15 protein-coding genes and 4 pseudogenes are annotated in these 18,479 nt (G+C 68.4%); 12 read left to right on the forward strand and 7 right to left on the reverse strand.

Annotation, left to right across the window (positions count from 1 at the left end):
- Positions 1-94: 94 nt before the first annotated feature.
- Positions 95-364, forward strand: a complete 270-nt coding sequence (locus tag K4S16_RS40395; RefSeq protein ID WP_149264406.1) for a hypothetical protein — start codon at positions 95-97, stop codon at positions 362-364.
- Between the two features lie 88 nt (positions 365-452).
- Here the strand turns inward: K4S16_RS40395 and K4S16_RS46650 are convergent, their stop codons facing one another.
- Positions 453-587, reverse strand: coding sequence for a hypothetical protein (locus K4S16_RS46650; RefSeq protein ID WP_268843305.1), 135 nt, complete (start codon positions 585-587; stop codon positions 453-455).
- Positions 588-1,740: 1,153 nt separating this feature from the next.
- Between K4S16_RS46650 and K4S16_RS40400 the strand changes: the two genes are divergently transcribed.
- On the forward strand, positions 1,741-2,814 hold the full coding sequence (locus K4S16_RS40400; RefSeq protein WP_149264407.1) for an IS30 family transposase: 1,074 nt from the start codon (positions 1,741-1,743) through the stop codon (positions 2,812-2,814).
- 928 nt (positions 2,815-3,742) lie between these two features.
- Here K4S16_RS40400 and K4S16_RS40405 read toward each other — a convergent pair.
- Entirely contained in the window at positions 3,743-5,569 is a 1,827-nt protein-coding gene (locus tag K4S16_RS40405; RefSeq protein ID WP_235037389.1) for a BTAD domain-containing putative transcriptional regulator, read from the reverse strand.
- Between the two features lie 572 nt (positions 5,570-6,141).
- A pseudogene (locus tag K4S16_RS40410) lies at positions 6,142-6,433 on the reverse strand (transposase family protein); the annotation flags it as partial.
- Between the two features lie 69 nt (positions 6,434-6,502).
- Here K4S16_RS40410 and K4S16_RS40415 point away from each other — a divergent pair.
- The 3 genes and pseudogenes from K4S16_RS40415 to K4S16_RS44770 all read left to right on the forward strand — a co-directional run bounded on the left by K4S16_RS40415 (position 6,503) and on the right by K4S16_RS44770 (position 10,151).
- Positions 6,503-6,718, forward strand: coding sequence for a hypothetical protein (locus tag K4S16_RS40415; RefSeq protein ID WP_149264409.1), 216 nt, complete (start codon positions 6,503-6,505; stop codon positions 6,716-6,718).
- Between the two features lie 690 nt (positions 6,719-7,408).
- Positions 7,409-8,627, forward strand: a pseudogene (locus K4S16_RS40420) (IS110 family transposase).
- A gap of 447 nt (positions 8,628-9,074) precedes the next feature.
- A complete protein-coding gene (locus K4S16_RS44770; RefSeq protein WP_160161201.1) occupies positions 9,075-10,151 on the forward strand; it encodes a hypothetical protein in 1,077 nt (358 codons plus the stop codon).
- 202 nt (positions 10,152-10,353) lie between these two features.
- On the opposite strand, the gene K4S16_RS46175 is transcribed toward K4S16_RS44770, so the two are convergent.
- Both K4S16_RS46175 and K4S16_RS46180 read right to left on the reverse strand, forming a co-directional pair.
- On the reverse strand, positions 10,354-10,701 hold the full coding sequence (locus tag K4S16_RS46175; protein WP_235037390.1) for a helix-turn-helix domain-containing protein: 348 nt from the start codon (positions 10,699-10,701) through the stop codon (positions 10,354-10,356).
- Positions 10,702-10,801: 100 nt separating this feature from the next.
- A pseudogene (locus K4S16_RS46180) lies at positions 10,802-11,092 on the reverse strand (DJ-1/PfpI family protein); the annotation flags it as partial.
- A 328-nt stretch (positions 11,093-11,420) separates the two neighbouring features.
- Here K4S16_RS46180 and K4S16_RS40435 point away from each other — a divergent pair.
- The 4 genes from K4S16_RS40435 (at position 11,421) to K4S16_RS45335 (ending at position 14,129) form a co-directional block, all read left to right on the forward strand.
- Positions 11,421-12,068 (forward strand): dihydrofolate reductase family protein, encoded by a 648-nt coding sequence (locus K4S16_RS40435; RefSeq protein WP_149264410.1) that lies wholly within the window; start codon positions 11,421-11,423, stop codon positions 12,066-12,068.
- 112 nt (positions 12,069-12,180) lie between these two features.
- Positions 12,181-13,569 (forward strand): DJ-1/PfpI family protein, encoded by a 1,389-nt coding sequence (locus tag K4S16_RS40440; RefSeq protein WP_160161202.1) that lies wholly within the window; start codon positions 12,181-12,183, stop codon positions 13,567-13,569.
- Positions 13,566-13,958 carry an NAD(P)-binding protein gene (locus K4S16_RS40445; protein ID WP_200842397.1) on the forward strand — a complete coding sequence of 131 codons (393 nt, stop codon included), beginning with the start codon at positions 13,566-13,568 and terminating at the stop codon, positions 13,956-13,958. Before K4S16_RS40440 ends, K4S16_RS40445 begins: the two co-directional genes overlap by 4 nt.
- 12 nt (positions 13,959-13,970) lie before the next feature.
- On the forward strand, positions 13,971-14,129 hold the full coding sequence (locus K4S16_RS45335; protein WP_200842398.1) for a hypothetical protein: 159 nt from the start codon (positions 13,971-13,973) through the stop codon (positions 14,127-14,129).
- 19 nt (positions 14,130-14,148) lie between these two features.
- Here the strand turns inward: K4S16_RS45335 and K4S16_RS44775 are convergent, their stop codons facing one another.
- Together K4S16_RS44775 and K4S16_RS44780 are read right to left on the reverse strand one after the other, a co-directional pair.
- A complete protein-coding gene (locus K4S16_RS44775; protein ID WP_160161203.1) occupies positions 14,149-14,304 on the reverse strand; it encodes a hypothetical protein in 156 nt (51 codons plus the stop codon).
- Positions 14,305-14,876: 572 nt separating this feature from the next.
- Positions 14,877-15,026: a hypothetical protein gene (locus K4S16_RS44780; RefSeq protein ID WP_160161204.1), complete on the reverse strand. Its 150-nt coding sequence runs from the start codon at positions 15,024-15,026 to the stop codon at positions 14,877-14,879.
- Between the two features lie 417 nt (positions 15,027-15,443).
- Between K4S16_RS44780 and K4S16_RS40450 the strand changes: the two genes are divergently transcribed.
- The 3 genes and pseudogenes from K4S16_RS40450 to K4S16_RS40465 all read left to right on the forward strand — a co-directional run bounded on the left by K4S16_RS40450 (position 15,444) and on the right by K4S16_RS40465 (position 18,419).
- Positions 15,444-16,790: a tyrosine-type recombinase/integrase gene (locus K4S16_RS40450; protein WP_235037391.1), complete on the forward strand. Its 1,347-nt coding sequence runs from the start codon at positions 15,444-15,446 to the stop codon at positions 16,788-16,790.
- Between the two features lie 289 nt (positions 16,791-17,079).
- Positions 17,080-17,469: pseudogene (locus K4S16_RS40460) on the forward strand (IS30 family transposase); the annotation flags it as partial.
- Positions 17,470-17,588: 119 nt separating this feature from the next.
- Entirely contained in the window at positions 17,589-18,419 is an 831-nt protein-coding gene (locus K4S16_RS40465; RefSeq protein WP_149264412.1) for a hypothetical protein, read from the forward strand.
- The last annotated feature ends 60 nt before the right edge of the window (positions 18,420-18,479 follow it).

Here is an 18,479-nt window from a genome sequence, read left to right on the forward strand (position 1 = left end):
TTTTACGACATGCGGAGCGCTGCGCTGCCCTAGCCCGGGGTGTACGGCGGTCGCACTCTCGCGCTGGGGCCATGACGGTGGCAGCGTGGACCTCATGGTGGACACACCCGACCCAGGCACGGGAGACAGCGCACCGACCTACGAGGAACTGATACGGCAGACCCGCCTGATCTACAGGGAACTGGAACGGTACGGCCTGAATGAGCGCCAGCTCCAGGAGGCGTGGGAGCCGGTGGAGGCCGTGATCTTCGAGGCGCTGGGCCGCTCGGACCGCACCGGCCAGGCGGTAGGCCGGGCGGCGCTGGACGCGGCGCGGCAGGCACGGGCCAGATGGATCCCCGTCAACAATCGCCCGGACGACTAGCCCGCTGCCGAAAGCCGAGGGGGAGGGCCCCGGGGTAATGGCTTTTATCCCGGAGCCCCCAGGCATGTCGCCGCGGCGGCATGAGCGGTCAGCCGATGTGACCGCCGATCATGATGACCCACACCAGCCATGCGGTGCTCTTCACCAACTCAAGGACGGTCCGGATCCGCCAGTACCGGGCCTGCTCTTGGCCAGGGCGACGGTCGGGCATGTAGGGCAGCATCGTTGGGTCTCCTTCCTGCGCTTTGGCAGAGACGCAAGGACTGGTGCAGCAGTAGCCTGTAGGGAGTCCACTCGCCTGAGGATTTGCGCAACCTCGACATTGAGGGCCCTCAGAAGGGGCCGCGCACGAGCCGGGTGAACTCCTGAACCCTCCGCACGCACGCAGGGCTGTGACCAGCCAGATGAGACCTCTCTTTGCGTCTTTAAGGGCCGCGCCGAGCGCGGCCAGGCCGTCGACGGCCCGCCGGGCATGCGGCCTCTTTGGGCCAGACCCGGAGGGCCGTCGACGGCCGCCACGGAGTTCGTTGCCGAACACTCGGGCGAGCGGTGAGCACGTGCCCGTTTCTACGGGGTTGGTCTCAATCTCCGAAGCGGCCTAGCCCACGTCATCCCGCGATTTCCTAATCTTGGGCGCGTACGCGGCGAACGATCTGATGGTGACCGGCGGGGCGACCTTGATCTTGGGCGCGTACGCGAACCGGGAGAAGGAACTGATCCCGAGTTCGTTGTTCGGGCGCCTTGCGGCCTGCTCGCCTTGGAGCTCTTGGCGGAGAGCGTGGGTGTACTTGGCCCCGTTGCGGGCGGCGGCACGCGCTTTCTTCGCCGCAGTGGTTTAGTTCTTCGGCATTTCGATCCGTTCTCGGCAGATCCCACGTCTCTGCCGGACGGCTAAGAGAGATGCCGAACAGCATGAGAAACGCGGGCCCCGGGAGACCTTGACCGACAATGCTCCAGCGACGTGGGCGCTTGAGCGGCGGCGGACGGCGTACGCGACTTGCCGTAACACCATTATATCGGCAACCTGCGCGTTTACGCCCTCCCTCTCATCGGGCCTCAACGCTGACAAAGGTTTCGCGGGGACCTGTTGCCGGAATTGGCTGTGTGGGGTCAAGCGCGCCGGCCTGGCGGCCGCACGCCCGGCACGCCCGTCCGGGCCGGGCGTGTGGTCCCGGGGCGACCTGCAGGCAGCGGCTGAGCACCGTAGATTCCCATCTCAGAAACGATCTTGGGTTCAAGGGGTCAGTGCATCACCGAAGATGATCTTGATCGTTTCGGAGGTGCGAGTGCGGGACTATGGGTTCTCGACGGCTCGGCAGGAGGAGCTGTGGAGTCGTTGGCGCAATGGTGAGTCGCTGGGCTGTATCGCCAGGGGCATGGGAGCGCAGCTGCAGCATGTGCGGCGGTTCCTGCTGCAGACCGGTGGACTGAAGAGTCCGCCGCGATGCCGGTCGTTGCGGCACCTGACGGCTGAAGAGCGTGAGGAGATCTCCCGGGGCATCGCCGCGGGCATGTCCGGCAGAGCCATCGCCCGCGGGCTGGGCCGTCCGGCCTCGACGGTCTCCCGGGAGATCGCGCGTAACGGCGGCCGTGAGGCCTACCGCGCCGGCACAGCCGATGCAGCCGCCGAGCAACGAGCCCGCCGCCCCAAGAAGGCGAAACTGGCCGAGCGCCCGGATCTGCGAGTCGTGGTCGAAGAACTGCTCGCACGACGCTGGTCACCACAGCAGATCAGCGGCCGACTGCGCCTGGACTCGCCCGACGACCCCACCATGTGGATCTCCCACGAGACCATCTACCTGGCGTTGTTCGACCCCAGGCGCCGGGCCATCAACCGCCAGTTGTCCCGTCAACTGCGCACCGGCCGCCTGATGCGTCTCCCGCGTAAGGCCCGCCAGCCCAGCGGCCGCGGCCGCATCCGCGACATGCTGCCCATCGGGGAGCGTCCCGCCGAGGCGGACGACCGCAAGACCGGTGGCCACTGGGAAGGCGATCTGGTCATGGGAACCCGGCCCTCAGCCATCGCCACGCTGGTCGAACGCACCAGCCGCCGTGTCTGCCTCGTCGCGCTCCCCGACGGGATCAAAGCCCACCAGGTCCGGCCGCATCTCACCCGCGCCGCTCTGCAGATCGAACCCCACCTGCGGCGAACGCTGACCTGGGACCGCGGCCGCGAAATGGCCGAACACGCCCGCTTCACCGCCGACACCGCCATGCCCGTCTACTTCTGCAAACGTCGCAGCCCCTGGCAGAGAGGAACCAACGAAAACACCAACGGCCTCCTGCGCCAGTACCTGCCCAAGAACCGCGACCTGCGCACATTCACCCAAGCAGACCTGGACGCCATCGCCGCCGACCTCAACCACCGGCCTCGCAAAATCCACGGCTACCGAACACCCAACGAGGTTTACGCTGACCTTTGCGGCCAGGTCGATGCATTGATCCACTGAGACCGCCTTCGTTTCTCAACAGCCGCCGACCGGCGGCTCCAGGCCGGTCCGGACCCTGCTCAGAGGTGTCCAAAAAACGCGTTGAAAAGTCTGGGTGTTCATTTAGTTCGGCCCACCCTTTTCTGTACAGTCGGGCGCGTGGTGGTGGTCACATGGTGAAGCGTGCAGTGGGCTGCCGCCACCTGATCGACGTACCTTGACGATGAGCATCATTCCTAGCGCTGCGGTGACTCAGCCGCCCGGGACATAGCCGGCTCATCCAGCAGGGTGCAGGCGTCGCGGCCACCCAGTAGCAGCAGGTCCAGGCGTAAGAAGGCCAGCCGGTCGGCACCCGCCGCCGTCCAGGTGCTCATCCATCACCCGACCTCGGCGTCGGCCCCAGCGCGGACGGCAGAAGCTTCCAGGGCTGGCCGGGAGTCGGGGCGGTTGCGCCGGGCCCGGACCGATGAGCGTGACGGCGCAGCTCTGGGCATCCGTCCCTCCCGCCAGGTCGCTCACCCCACGGTTGGGTCCCTGCTGGAGGTGCCGGCTCCCGTTGCTTGTGGCGAGGGTGTCGTCTGGGTTTTGCTGGTAGGCCGAGGCTTGCAGCTCGTTCAGCTCGCTGTACAGGCAGACGGGGACCACCAGCACGTGATGGGTGCCCTGTTCGCGGAGCTGCTTCGAACAGGTGGTGCTTGGGCATGGCAGGGCTGGCGTCCGTGCGTGGCTTCTACCGCGACGCACTCTTGCTGATCTGCGATAAGCACACCGCCGCACTCGAAGCCTGCGCCCTTTGGTCCTGCGTTCGGGTGGCACAGTTCTTCGCCCGAGGGGCAAGGGCCGCTGTGAAGAACCCGGTCACCCGTGCCGGGGAGCAGGTACCTTTGAGAGCTTCCTCCACCGAGGGCACCGGACTGGGTTTCCGGTCACCGGCCACCGCTGAATCCAATCAGGGGTGCCGTTCGAGGTCGATGAGCATCTGGTGGGTCTTTTCGTCGGGTTCGGTGTCGAGGTCTGCGAGTCGGGCTGTTAGGAGCCGATAGGTGCGTTGGGCGGCGTCGGGGTGGCCGAGTTCGGCTTGCAGTTGCATGACGCGGCGGTAGAGCGGCTCGGCGTAGGGGTCTTGGGTGATGGCCTGTTCCAGCGTGTTGAGGGCTTGCTCGGGGTGGTCGTGTTGGAGCAGCCGGGCAAGGCGGGCCAGGGCGTCGATGACTGCTCGGCGTAGGTGTTCGCGGTGGTTTTCGGCCCAGTCGTGGGTGAGGTCGGTGGCGAACTCGGCGGTGTAGAGGTCGCTGACCGGTGTGAGCGCGGCGATGCGTTCGGGGTCGGTGGCCGCGTGACGGGCCTTGGCGAGGGCGGCGGTTAGGCGTTGTTCGTCGACGTCGATGAGGTTCGGGTCGAGGCGGTAGCGGCCTGCGATGTGGGTGACGTACATGGGTTCGCGGAGGCCAGTGGCGGTGCGGAGAGTCTTGCGGATGTTGGCCACGGCGGTGTTGAACTGGGTGGTTGCGGTTTCGGGTTGGTGGTCGGGCCAGAGGGCGTTGATGGCTTGGTCGCGGGTGATGCCGCTGGGGTGGAGGGCGAGGTAGGCGAGCAGGTCGCGAGCGCTGCGGCGGACTCCGGTGGTGATGGGGCCGTCGGTGGTGTGAAGGCGGACCGGTCCGAGTACCTGGAGTCGAATCGGGCGGGGGTGGTCCTGGTCGGTGGGGGCGGAAATGAGGGTTTCGTCGCGTGCCGAGGCGTGGGGAGTGACCTCTGAACTGCTGTCGGAGGTGGCTCGTGGTCCCGGGATGTCGACCGTCTTCGGTTCGGGGGCGCCGGTGGCGGTGCGGAGGGTGTGGAGCATGGCGTCAGCGTCGTCGCTGGTCAGGTGGAACAGGCGAACTCCGGTGAGGGTGTCGGCGTGGGGTCCCTCGGCTTGGGCGACGGTGGCGTCGGCGGTGAGGTGCAGGGTGGTTCCCGTCGGTGCGGGGCCGAGGATGAGAGTGCCGATGCCGTAGCGGGTGCCGAGTTGGGCGATGGCCTGGACGGTGGCGGTCGTTGGTTCGGGGACGGAGGCGGTCAGGAGCAGGACGGGGAGCGGGTCGGTGGGGTCGGCGGCGCGCACGGCATTCAGGTCGGATTGGTCGGTGTTTTCCAAGAGCCGGGCGCGGCGGAGGATCTCGGCCTCCAGTTGGGAGGTTGCTGCCGCGAGGCTGGGCGTGATGGTGAGCCCTGGAATGCCGGTGAGGGCGGCACCGGCGTAGAGGGCGTCGGCGTCGGGTCGGGGGATAAGGAGTTCGGCGCGGTCGCGGCGTGCTTGGGCGAGGAGTTCGGTGGTGATGGCTCGGGCCACTGCGAGTGCGCCGTCGCCGGTCAGACCGAGAACGAGCCCGGCGAGCGGCAGGGTGATGGGGGTGCGGTCGCGAGCGCCCAGAGTGATCGAGTTAGGTGGCGTGGCGTCATCCTTTGCGACGAGGTCAACGTCGGGGGGGATGGGGTCGTCATGGTTGGCGTAGGCGAGGTCTAGATGGGCTTTGCGGGCCTTGGCGACCGGTTCCGGCAGCGCAGCTGACTCGTGGGCCGAGACGTCGCCAGGGTTGGTGTGGAGTCGGCGGCGTCGGTGCAGGCGGGTGGCGGCGACGGCAATGCTGAGCGCTGCGGCGAGGCCCAGGCCGATATAGGAACCGGACGGCAGGGTGATCCCTGGACGGTCTTCGGCGGTGGCTCGCGGCGTGGACGGCGAGTGGCTGGCAGGTGGGTTATCCGCCGGTGGGGCGACGACCGGGCTGGGCACCTGCGAGGGGTGGCTCCCAGGGACGTTGGGTCCTTGGGAAGCGCGTCGTGGATGGTTGTGATCGTGGTCGGTCTTGGGCTTCGAGGGACGTTCAGGGTGGGCGGCGTCAGTGCCGCGTTCCGGCGGAGGCCCGTCCGCTCGCTTGGGGGCTGGAGGGATTCGCACTCGTTGGCCTGGGTGGAGCTCGTCGGGATTGGTGAGGGCCGGTATGCCGGGAGGCTGGTCGATGGTGCGGCTGGCTTTGAAGATCCTGGGGTAGCGGTCACCGGAGCCGTAGGCGCGGCGGGCCAGACTCCACAGAGTGTCCCCGCGATGGACGACTCTGGTCTTTGGCGTGGGTTCTTGAGGTGCCGATGAGGTAGGCGTCTCGTCGGCGAGTAGTGGTTCCCACTCTGTGCTGTGGGACGGAGACGCGCTGGGCTCGCCGGCGGGCGGGGTATCGGTGGTGGCGTGGGCGGTAGCCGACGCCGGGAGGATCACCCTGCCGGGCAAGGCACCCGGCGCCCGCGTACCTTCCATCCGACAAGCCGGCGGAACCATCAGACTCGACGGCTTCGCGAAATCAAAGATCATTATTTACTGAGCCTTTTCCAGCGTGCTGCGGTCTCGCGGAGTTGCAGGGTGTGGATGGCTTTGGCGAGGCGGCCGGCGCGGTGGGGGCAGCAGCGCAGCTCCCGCAGGATTCGCCATGACTTGAGCTGGGCGTTCGCTCGTTCTCCGGGTCCGCGGAGCTTGGCGTGTGCACGGTTGGCGGCCTTTTGCGGTTCAGGCTTGTCGCGTCCCTTTGTAGGGCGTGAGGATTTGCGCCCCGGCGCCCTGGTAGGCCTTATCGGCCAGCACCAGCAGCCCGGTGGCCGCCAGGGCCCGGACGCCATGGCCAGGCCGGCGGCCCGTGAGCCGGGGCCCTTGGTGACCTTGGTGCGGTGGCGGACCGTGGCGAAGGTGCTCTCGATCGGGTTGGTCGTGCGCAGGTGGATCCGGTCCGAGACCTTCTACAACGAGCATCGCCCGCATCAGGGCATCGTCAACGCCCGCCCGTTGCAGCCGCTGCCTCCGCCGATCAGCGAACCAGACCGGATCGCCCACCTGAACATCCGAAGAAGGCAACGTCTGGGCGGAATCCTCAACGAGTACGAACATGCTGCTTGACCTGCGCGGACGAGATTTTCGGCAGGGACAGGGGCGCCAGCCTCCAGATCGGCGAGGCCGACCCGGCCGCCGACCTCGGCGTCACCCCCGGCCCGGACGAGTCCGAGCTGCTCTGGGCCAGGTCCCAGGTGGTCGCGGCGTCCGCCGCCGCCGGCCCTCCGCCCGCCGATCGCTCCGGTCTCCACCGAACTCCGCGACCTCGACGCGTTCCGCGCGACCACGCCGCGCCTCAAACGGCTCGGCTTCCGCGGCCGCGCCTGCATCCACCCGGCCCAGCTCCCGGTCGCCGCAAAGGTCTTCACGCCGACACCGTCCGACCTGGATCGGGCCCGCGCCCTGCTCGCCCGCCATGAGGCCGTCCTGGCCTCCGGCTCCACCGTGTTCGTCGGCGAGGACGGCCGCCCGGTCGACGAGGCCGTCGTCCGCGCCGCCCGCACCCTCCTCACCTAATGGGAGCTACCGGGTCGGCCGCCGCTGGCAGACTCGGTGCCTGGTAGCCGCCGGGGAGTGAGCACTTCCTTCACCTGGATCTGTGAGTCCTGGGGTCAGATCGTGCCCTCTCCGGTGGTCAGGGGTCTTGATCGCTGATGGGATGTCGTGCCCGCCGATGGCCGGCGTGAGCACTGGTCCATTAGGTCGCCGACCGGCCTCTGCGGGCTGCTGATGTGTTGGTCGTTGATGGAGGCCGGTGTGCTGTTCGTCGGAGACGACTGGGCCGAGGACCACCACGATGTGGAGGTCCAGGACTCAGACGGGAGGGTCCTCAAGCGGGCGCGGCTGCCCGAGGGGATGGACGGGATGTCGCGGTTCCACGAGCTGGTCGGCCGGTTCGTGGCCGCCGACGCCGAACCCTGCGATGTAGGTGTGTGCATCGAGACCGACCGGGGCCCGTGGGTGCGGGCGCTGGTGGCGGCGGGGTACCGGGTGTTCGCGGTGGATCCCAAGCAGGCCGCCCGGCACCGGGAGATCCTGGGGTCCTCGGGGGCCAAGAGCGACAAGGGCGACGCCCGTGCGCTGGCCGACATGCTGCGCACCCGCCACCGGCAACTGCGCGAAGTCGCCGGCGACTCCGAGATCGCCGAGGCGGTCAAGGTCGTCACCCGGGCGCATCAGAGCATGGTGTGGGAACGCACCCGGCACATGCTGCGGCTGCGGTCAGCGCTGCGCGAGTACTTCCCCGCCGCGCTGGCGGCCTACAAGCCTCTCGGCCTGACCTCGCCGGCGGTGCTGCGGCTGCTGGCCGCCGCCCCCGCTCCGGCCGCGGGAGCCGAGCTCACCACCGGCCAGATCGCCGCGGCGCTCACCGGCCGCCGCGACATCGACGCCAAGGCCGCAGCGGTCCAGCAGGTCCTGCGCCGAGCACCTGGGGCAAGGCGAGATCGTCACCAGCGCCTACGCGGCCACGGTCCGGTCGCTGGTCGCGGTCATCACCACCCTGAACGCCGAGATCACCGCCCTGGAAGGGCAGGTCGAGGCGCATTTTGGCCGGCACCCGGACGCTGAGATCATCCTGTCCCAGCCCGGCCTGGGAACCGTTCTCGGTGCCCGGGTGCTCGCCGAGTTCGGAGACGCCCCCGGCCGCTACGCCTCAGCCAAGGCACGCAAGAACTACGCCGGAACGTCCCCGATCACCCGCCAATCGGGCAAGATGCGCACCGTCCACGCCCGGTTCGTCCACAACGACCGCCTCGTCGACGCACTGCACATGCAGGCCTCCTGCGCCCTGCTGCACGACCCGCACGTCCGCGCCTACTACGACCAACTCCGCGCCCGCGACATCGGCCACAACGCCGCCCTGCGCCAGGTCGGCAACCGCCTGGTCGGCATCCTGCACGGCTGCCTCAAAACCCACACCCCCTACAACCAGGCCACCGCCTGGTCACACCACAACCACGACCTCGCCGCTTGACACCCAACCTCCAGGGATGTCTGACCCGCGACGTGGGGCGTGGCCGCCAGGGAATCGATATCACCGCGGGCTGCTACTGGTGGCGGCTGTGATTCGTGGGAAGCCCGGTCCAGAAAGGGAGGACCCTCTCGAGCCGTACGACGGCGTCTACGGGCAATGGTCCTACCAGCAGGGCGACCACTATCCAGACGGGGCCAGCAACTCCTGTTCGTCCCGCCGGGATATGAGAGGCGATGGGACGTCGCTACGGGCGGCGCGGCGACGACGCGGGGATCGTCGCTCGAATGGCTCCATGCCGGGTCCTGCTGAGGGACCCGGTCGCAAGCCGGTTCGGCAGCGGGTGTTCGCTCATGAGGTCGTGAATCGTATTCGGATCGGCCTCCCACGGTGGAAACGGCTCCAGGTTTCGATGCATATTCGATGCGCGGTGAAATCTGAGGAGGGGAGTTGCCGGTGGTGGGGATCTGGCGTGAGACCGGCGGCGGTCTGGTGGCTTTGCGGCCCGAGCCGTTCGAGCGGGAGCAGGTCCTGCACGACAGCATCGAGCACGGTGCGGCGATGCTCCCGCTCCCGGGCCAGCCGACGGTGGTGATGCTGGGTCGGGAAGTGCAGTTGGGCAACGGCTATGCGGACCTGATCGCGATCGAGGCCGAGACCGGACGGCCCGTGGTGATCGAGGTCAAGCTCGCTTCCAACGCCGACCGCCGGCAGGTGTTCACGCAGACGCTCGGCTACGCCTCTTACCTGTTCGGGCTCTCCGCCGATGCCTTCGAACAACTCTTGCGGCCTCACCTGGCCAGGGGCGGTCACGCCTCGATAGCGGAGGCGGTCGTCGCCGAAGTCGGCGACGGCTCCGTGGACGCCGAGTCGTTCAACGCGCAGATGGCGCAGGCTCTGGAGGAGGGGCGGTTCCGGTGCGTGGTGGTGCTGGACGCCGCTCCGGCGGATCTGATCGAGCTCACCGGGTTCCTTCAGGCGGTCACCAATGACCGGCTCGATATCGACGTGGTGACCGTGGCCGCCTACACCGTCCAAGGCACCCGGGTATTGGTGCCTCAGCTGATCGAGCCTGAGCGCGCCGGGGCCCCGGCCCTGGCGGCGGCGCCGGCCCGCCGGGACGCCAAGCCGGCGCCGGGCACGCAGGCTTTCGCCGACAGCATCGATCAGGCCGAACCGGCGCACCGGGAACTGCTGCGCCGGTTGCTCGACTGGGCGCGACATTTGGAGGCTGAGGACTTGGCCGTCCTCTTCACCACCATCGGCAAAGGGCGCTGGGTGCTCAATCCACGGCTTCCCGGCCAAGGGCGCGGGCTGGTCACCATCTGGAACGACGGTGGCGCGTTCGTCAGCCCGCAGCGGTCGGTCTTCCAGACCGAGGCGCCGCGAACCCTGGCCCGCCTGGACGAGCGCCTCCCGGGCGAGATCCGGCAGAACAACTACCTCACCAGCCCCATCGACAAGGACGTCCTTGCCCTGCTGACCGACGCCTATAGGGAAGCTCGCGTGAGGAGGACCGAGAGCTGACCCTCCGCACGAGACACCGTCAGCCCACATGGAGGCCGCGGCAGGGGGCCAACCCGCGCCGCTGTCCCACGCGCGCTGCGGGCGTTGTCGGTCTCGCAGTTGGCCATGGGGCAAGGCGTTCGGGCGCTGTTGCCACCCGTCCTGTCCGCCTGGCGCGTTGAGTGGTCCGAGCGGTAGCGGGAGGGGGCTGGTCGACGAAGGCTTAGCGGAGCGTCTCGGCTGTCCCGAAACCGCAGCGCCGTGCCACGCTCGCGATCGGGTGCGTCGACGTCGCCAGCAGGTGGGCGGCCGCTTCGGTGCGGGCCTGGCGTACGTAGCGCCCCAGAGTGCGGGCGAGGTGCTGGAGGAACAGCCGGGTGAGGTGACGCTCGCTCACCCCCGCCGGCCGGGCCAGGGCGGCGGTGCTCAAGCCGCCGTCGAGGTTGCGGGCGACGTGGTCGGTGACCTGTTGGACGAGGCCGTGCTCGGGCTGCGGTGCGGCGGCGACGAACATGCTCATCTGCGCCTGGTCGCCCGGCCGCTGCAGGTAGGTCACGACCAGTTGCGCCACGCCGCGTGCCAGTTCCGGCCCGTGGTCGTCCTGGATGAAACGCGAGCGTCAGGTCGAGTGCGCTGGTGACGCCCGCCGAGGTGGTGATGTTGCCTTCGCGGATGTAGATCGGGCCTGGGTCGAAGGCGACCTTCGGATACCGTGCGGCGATCTTGTCAGCCCACGTCCAGTGGGTGGCGGCGCGCCTGCCGTCGAGATGGCCGGCCGCGGCCAGCACGGCGGAGCCGGTGCACACCGATACGACCCGCCGGCTCTCCTTGGTCGGCCGGCGCACATGGCCGACGAAGCGGGGGTCGTCCGCGGCCTCGCGGTAGCCCAGCCCGCCCGACACGATCAGCGTGTCCAGCGGGCCCTTAAGCCGCTCGAGCGCTTCCTGCCCGTGCAGCGTCATCCCGTCGGTACAGGTGATCGGCCGCCCGCTCGGGGTGGCCAGGAGCACCCGGTACTGCGGGGTTGGTGCCCCAGTTCGCCTCGTTCAACGTCGATGTCACGCAGGCGATGCCGAGCAACTGCGCCCCGGTCGTATCCGACGACCACCATCAGCCGTTCGTCCACCTTGATGACCCTATGCCGCGGGGACGGGCGTACCAAGATTTCGGCCATTGTCGTGACGTTTCGTCGCAGCCCGCGTACCGGCCCCCGATGGTGAGGTCACGCCCGGAAGGCATCGGTCGGCCGCCGATGCCGCCCGGGGCCTCGATCATCGAAGGAGCACGGTGATGTCCGATCTCCGCGTGCACAATTTCGCGATCTCGCTCGACGGCTTCGGCACCGGCGCGGGCCAGGGCCCCGACGCCCCGTTCGGGCACGCCGGCGAGCGCCTGCACGAGTGGATGTTCGCCACCCGGTTCTGGCACCGGATGGGCGGTGGCCCGGGCGGGAGCACCGGCGCCGACCACGCCCTAGCCGCACTGCACGAATCCGGGATCGGCGCCGAGATCATGGGTGCCGGCAAGTTCGGTCCGCCCGGATGGCAGGACGACCCCGGCTACCGCGGCGCATGGGGCGCCGACCCGCCGTTCCACACCCCGGTCTTCGTCCTCACCCACCGGCCGCGGCCGTCGATCGAGATGCGGGGCGGCACCACGTTCCACTTCCTGGACGCCTCGCCCGCCGAGGCGCTCAAGCGGGCCCGTGAGGCGGCCGGCGGCCGGGACGTGCGCCTCGGCGGCGGGCCCTCGGTGGTGCGCGACTTCCTCGCCGAGGGGCTGGTCGACCACATGCACGTGGTGCAGGTCCCGATCCTGCTCGGCCGCGGTGTCCGGCTCTGGGACGGCCTGGAGTCGCTGGAGGACGCGTTCGACATCGAGGCGGTCTCGCCGCCCTCGGGCGTCACCCATCTGACGTTCACGGCCAAGAGCCGGTGAACGCGATGCGATCGAGCCTCGGGCAGCGGGCTTTGGACGCCTTATGTCCCAGCTGAGAAAGGAACAGGGCGCGCGGGTCTTGCGGGTCCTCGGCCGTGGGCTGGTGGTCCTCGTGGCCTTGTTGCTCGTCCCGGGCGTGGAGTTCCTCATCAGCTCGCGGAGTTTCGCCTCCTACCGGTACGCGCCGCCCACCGCCGGGGGCCTCCCCGCCGTGGCTCCGCCCGTGCACGCCCCGGGCAAGCCCACCGTGGCGGTCGTGGTCGGCAACGCAGGCGCCAACGTGGCCGACACGCTCGTCCCCTACGACCTTCTGGCGAGCACCGGGAGGTTCAACGTCTACACGGTGGCACCTGAACGCCGGCCCCTGCCGCTGCTCGGGGGGCTGGACCTCGTCCCCGACCTGGACTTCGCGGAACTGAGCCGGCGGCTGGACGGCGGAGCGCCGGACGTCACCGTGGTGCCGGAGATGCCTTCCGACGACGGCGGCGATCGCCGCGTCGTCGCGTGGCTGCGGAGCACCGCGAGCCGCGGGCTGGTGCTCGGCGTGTGCACCGGAGCCCGGCTGGTCGCCGAAGCCGGGCTCCTCGACGGCCGCGAGGCCACCACGCACTGGTACCGGCTCTCCGGCCTGAAGGACGCCCACCCCGCCGTGCATTGGCGGCGCGGCGTCCGCTACGTCGACGCCGGAAACGTGATCACCACGGGCGGGCTGCTGTCGTCGATGGACGGGACGCTGCGGGTGATCGAGCGGCTGGCCGGCACCGACACCGCCGCCGCGGCCGCCCGGGCCGCCGGCTGGCACCGGTACTCTCCCGGCACCCCCGCGAGGATGCCCGAATCGCGGCTGGCGCCGTCCGACGCGATCGTGCACCTGCTCAACCTCGGGTTCCGCTCGCATTCCACCAAGGTGGGGGTGGTGCTCACCGACGGCGTCGGCGAATTGGAACTCGCCTCGGTGTTCAGCCCGTACGCCGAGGTCAAGGCCGTCCGGACGGTCACGATCGCGGCCACGGCCACCGTGCGCTCGCGGCACGGCCTGACCTTCGCTCCGAGGCGGCGCCTCGCCGGCGCGGGAGACGGCGTCGACCGTCTGATGGTCCCGGGCACCACCGCCGCGGCGAACCCCGACCCCGAGATCGCGGCCGCCGCCCGCCGCGCCGGCGTCCCGCTGGAGTACCCGCACCGGCGGCCGGGCTTCGCGTTCGACCCGGTGCTGCGTTCCATGGCCCGCACGCTCGACAGGCCCACGGCCCGCTGGACCAGCAAGATCCTCGAGTACCGCTCGGCCGACCTCGGCCCGTCCGGCCCGAGTTGGCCGTGGACGCCCACCCTGCGCCTCCTGCTCTTCGGCTTGGCCGGCGTGGCCGCTCTGGCCGTCGTCCGGATCACCGCACGGCTGATCACGACCGGTTCGCTCCGCTCGGAAACCGCGGACCGCCGAGCCGCTGCACCGCCGGGCGGTGGCCGCGACGGCCTCGACGAGGACGAGGAGAAGCCGTGAAGGTGATGATCGTGGGAGCCGGGATCGGCGGGTTGTTCACCGCGCTCCGCCTGCACGCCGAGGGCATCGGCTGCGTGGTCTACGAGCGCGGTGAGCGGATCCGCGAGCTCGGTGTCGGGATCAACGTGCTGCCGTTCGCGGCCCGGGAACTGGCCGCGGTGGGGCTGCTGGACCGGCTCGACGAGATCGGAGTGCGCACCGGTGAGCTGGTCTACGCCCACCGGCTGGGGCAGGAGATCATACGCAGGCCCTGCGGTCTGGCCGCCGGGTTCGCGCACCCGCAGATCAGCGTGCATCACGGCCGGCTGCAGGGCCCGCTCCACCGCGTGGTGGAACGGCTGGGCGCGGACGCGGTGCGCACCGGCCACCGCCTAATCGGCTTCGAGTAGGACGCCGGGGCCGTGACCGCCCGGTTCGCCGGCGGCTCGCACGCACGCGCGGACGTCCTGGTTGGCGCCGACGGCATCCACTCGGCCACCCGGTCGGCCCTGTTCCCCGATGAGGGCCCGCCGCGCTGGAGCGGCGCACGCGAGAAGATGACCACCACGAGTGCGATGTAGACGACGCTGGCCCAGGTGGTCACGTGCGTGAAGTCGCGGCCACCCCTCGGCGGTTCGGCGTGGTCGCGGTGAAGTCTCGACGCAGCAGGTCCGCCGCGCGTTCGTTCCCATCCGCGCACACGGTGGTGCGGATCTTGCGGCCGCCGCGGACGCGGGCCAGGCAGAGTTCGCGCATCCAGGCGCTCCACCGTGCAGCGCGGCACCTGGTGGTCCTCGCGCTGCAATTGCCGTCAGACCTTCCGGGCGACATAGACCTGGTAGTTGCCGGTGTACATGCGGCTGATCTCGGTCTTGAGCCACTCGTCACGGACCCTCCGGGGCGAGGCCGGCCGTGACTTGGCGGCGTGGTGGGCGGACAGTGTGATCTTGGTGCCGTGCGCAGAAACGCCCGGCAGATCGGCTCGACACCGAAGACCTTGCGGAACGCATCGATGAACGCGATCAGTACTTGTGCGGCCGGTCGGCCTCGGCCCGACGCACCCAGTTGCGCACCGTCTCGGTCGAGACGACTCCCAGCCTGTGCCGCGACGGCCTTCATCGCCGACCACTCACTGGGGTAGCGGGCGAATCTCGGTCCACCATGCGGACCGCGCGCCTGCGCAGTTCAGGGGGAGACGGACGGGCCATGACTCGATCCACTCAGGGAAAACGAGCCTCCATCCCACCCGGGGCGTTTCACATTCCTCGCCCCGTGCCCCTGCCGACGGCTGGGAGGCTCGGCTGGCTCAGCAAAGGGTCTGTGGATGTTCACCTGCGCAGCGGATGCCCCCGTGGCTGTCCGAGGCGTTCACGCTCGCTGGCGTTCCCGACCTTCGCGATCGAGCCGGCGGTGAACTGGCTGGCCGCGCGCGGATGGCGGCGCCGTGCGCCGATGTTCATGGTCGTGGGGCTGCTCATGGCCGCGTTCCTCGGCGGCACTGGGCGGACAGCGAGGACTTCTTGACCGGTGTCATGTGCTTGACACGCATTTCCGGCCAAGGTGATCTATCCACTGAGACGAAAGCCGCTTTCTGGGCCCGATCCTGCTGACGTTGGCTCCCCCTGTGGCTCCCCACCGCCGTTGGGGGGAGCCGCGGAGCGACCCCGCTTTAGCCCTCTGACCTGCACAAACTCTGTCGGGACGGCGGGATTTGAACCCACGACCCCTTGACCCCCAGTGCCCAAAAAGCATTCATCTCACCTCCTTCGCGATCCGTCGAATCCATGAGAACATGCAGGTCAGAGGCCTAAAGTGCGTGACGTGCAGTCATCCTGGATCCCGCCCCGTGGGGCAGAGTCCACTAACGAGCGACTAACAAACGATCATTCGGGGGAGTGACGTTGGGGTACGCGTTCAAACGCATCGACCGCCACGGCAAGCCGCGCTACACCGCCTGCTACGAAGACCTCAAAGGCAAGATCACATCAGCGGGGACCTTCTCCTCCAAGAAGGAGGCCGACCGGGCCTGGCAGCGCGCCGAGGCCGAGGTCGGCAAGGGCAGGGACCTCAACCTCAAGCGGGGCCGGCAGACCTTCAAGAAGTACGTCGAGGAGACCTGGCTGCCCAACCACGAGGTCGAGCCGACCACCATGCAGAGCTACCACTACTCGATCTACAAGCACGTCATGCCCGAGTTCGGCGCGATGCGGATGATGGACATCCTCCCCGAGCACGTCCGCGCCTGGATCAGGCAGATGAAGAGGAACGGCGTCTCCGCCGCCACCATCCGCTACAACAAGGTCGTCCTCAGCGCCATCTTCACCACCGCATTGAACGACCAGGTCACCTACATCCACCCCTGCAAAGGAGTCCGCACCCCCACCGTCCCCGAGAAGCCACTGGAAATCATCAGCCCCGAGCAGTTCGACGACCTCTACCACGCCCTCCCGGACGCCGATTCCAAACTCCTGGTCGAGACCGCCATCGAAACCGGCCTGCGCTGGGGCGAACTCACCGAACTCCGCGGCCGTGACCTCAAAACCCGCTCCCGCCTCCTGACGGTCAGCCGCGTCGTAGTGGAGCTCAACCCGAAGTTCCACCCCGAGGGCAAACGCTTCCTGGTCAAGGACTACCCCAAAGACAAAGAGTGGCGACGCTTCAAGCTCAGCGACCAGATCGTCGCCAAACTCGAAGACCACATCATCGAAGAGAACCTCGGCACCGACGGACTCCTGTTCGTCTACCAACCGGAAACTACGACCGAGGAGCCACCCGCCCCTCTCGACCCCGAGACCCTCGGCTGGACCGAAGTGAACGCCAAGGGACGCCGCTACCAGCACGGCACGCTAAGCGCCTACAACGCCGCCAAATGCCGCTGCGACCACTGCAGACGAGCCTTCGCCGAATACCGCGCCCGCCGCCGAGCCGACGGCAAGGACCACCCCCGCGAACCCCGCCGACGCGAGACCGACGGCCACATCCCCGCCAACTGGTTTCGCAACCGGATCTGGAAGCCCGCCCTCAAGAAAGCCGACCTGGACGCCAAGGTCCGCATCCACGACCTCCGTCACGCCCACGCATCCTGGCTCCTGGCCGGCGGCGCCGACCTCCAAGTCGTCAAGGAACGCCTCGGCCACGGATCCATCTCCACCACCGAGCGCTACCTGCACACCCTCGACGACGCCGACGACACCGCCCTCGCCGCCTTCGACAAAATCCGCAGCCGCCGCCGCACCGATTGACGAAGTGGGCGTTCCGCTCAAAGCAGGCCGGACAAGGAGGCATCAAGCGGAAGCGATCGCCCTCTATGTCTGTGTCATCCTGCAGCGATGCTGCGTCGATCTCGGCGAACATGATCGCTTCGATGTCGTCCAACGCGCGGTCACAGCGCCGCGGGACGTTCAGCCCCCTGCCGGTGACCCGGGCGCGCAGCACGCGCCCGCCGTCCGGATGCGGATCGCGGCGGATCAGCCCGCGCCGTTCCAGGTCGCGGATGACCAGACTCATCGCCTGCGGCGTGGCCTCGGGTAAAAGAATGGCCCGGCGCTGGCCGGGCACTGAGCCGAGGGCGGTGCGCGATGCCATCGCCGCAACCCTCACCAACTGGCCCGAGCAACTGCGCCGGTCGCTGACCTGGGACAGGGCGCGGAGATGGCCCAGCACACCCAACTACGTCTCGACACCGGGACTGGAGATCTACTTCGCCGACCCGCATAGCCCCTGGCGGCGCGGCACCAACGAGAATACCAACGGTCTGTGCGCCACTACTTCCCCAAAGGCACCGACCTGAGCCCACACGGGCAAGACGCACTCGACGCCGTCGCAGCCGCACTCAACAGCCCGGCCCCGAAGACCCTGGCCTGGAAAAGTCCCGCAGAAGCCCTCAGCAAGCATCTATGCTCTCCGACAGGCAGTGGGTGACGACTCTTTGAACCCGAGCACAGGCTCTTCACCCCCTGGGCCGTGGCTCCGCTTGCTCACACACCTACGAGAGCTTGACCATTGGACGAATAGCTACTTGAGAAGAGTTGAGGCTTACTGTGGCACGGTTTGGAATTGACCAATCGGAAAACGGACGCCTCGACATTCGGATGGCTTCCATAGGCCAGGAGATCGAGGCGTACTTCATCCCCTCCGTCTCACCTGCCGAGGGTGCTCCGGCGGCAGCCCGCGCCGATGCGGGTGTAAAATTGCTAGGCCTCGTTCGAGGTTCCGGAGAACTTCGTATTTATCCGATCAACACGCTGTACGGTACGAGTGGATATCTCGGTCCCAAGTACGACCAGATACGTACCCTAGTTGTGGAGATTTCGGCGATTGACCCGTACTTCGAGGAGTCCGAACTAGAAACGGTCCTTGAAATGCTCCCAGCTGGCTTTGTCAAGGACTACGCCTATGGACTTGGCCTCTTGAAAGACTGCAACCGGATCATTCGGCTGATTGAGAAGCACACAGCCTGCGACGAGATTGCGTTCACCAGCGCAGATGAGTCGGCTGTAGAGGGCCGAGTCTTCCGGCTCGGAATGTCTCGCTTTGCGGAAATGTGGTCGGAAATCAGGCGCATCAACGATCGCGGTAATCGCGCAGCGGGTCGAGTCAAGGACGCCTTCGTTCACAATGATCTGGCCACGGTGCTCGGATTGGTGTCTATGGACTTCAGTCTGGGGCGCCATCCAGTCTCACGGGTGATCGCGAAGGCGGCGGATGGGGTCGAAGAATTGAACGACCAGGAGCGGGACGCGCTGATCGCAACGCTCACATCCGAGTCAGCAGGGCTCGCCAAGGCTAGTACTCCAGCGGTAAGTCGTGATCTTGCTGGTGGGGGTGCTGGAGCATGCAGACGGCCACCGCGTGATCATGGGTGTTTGTGAGGACAACCGAAGATCGCGTGGTGGCCGCTGGGCCCAGCGTAGACCCTGGCCGGTGGCAGA

It is taken from the genome of Actinomadura sp. K4S16 (assembly GCF_008327685.1).
Classification (GTDB): domain Bacteria; phylum Actinomycetota; class Actinomycetes; order Streptosporangiales; family Streptosporangiaceae; genus Spirillospora.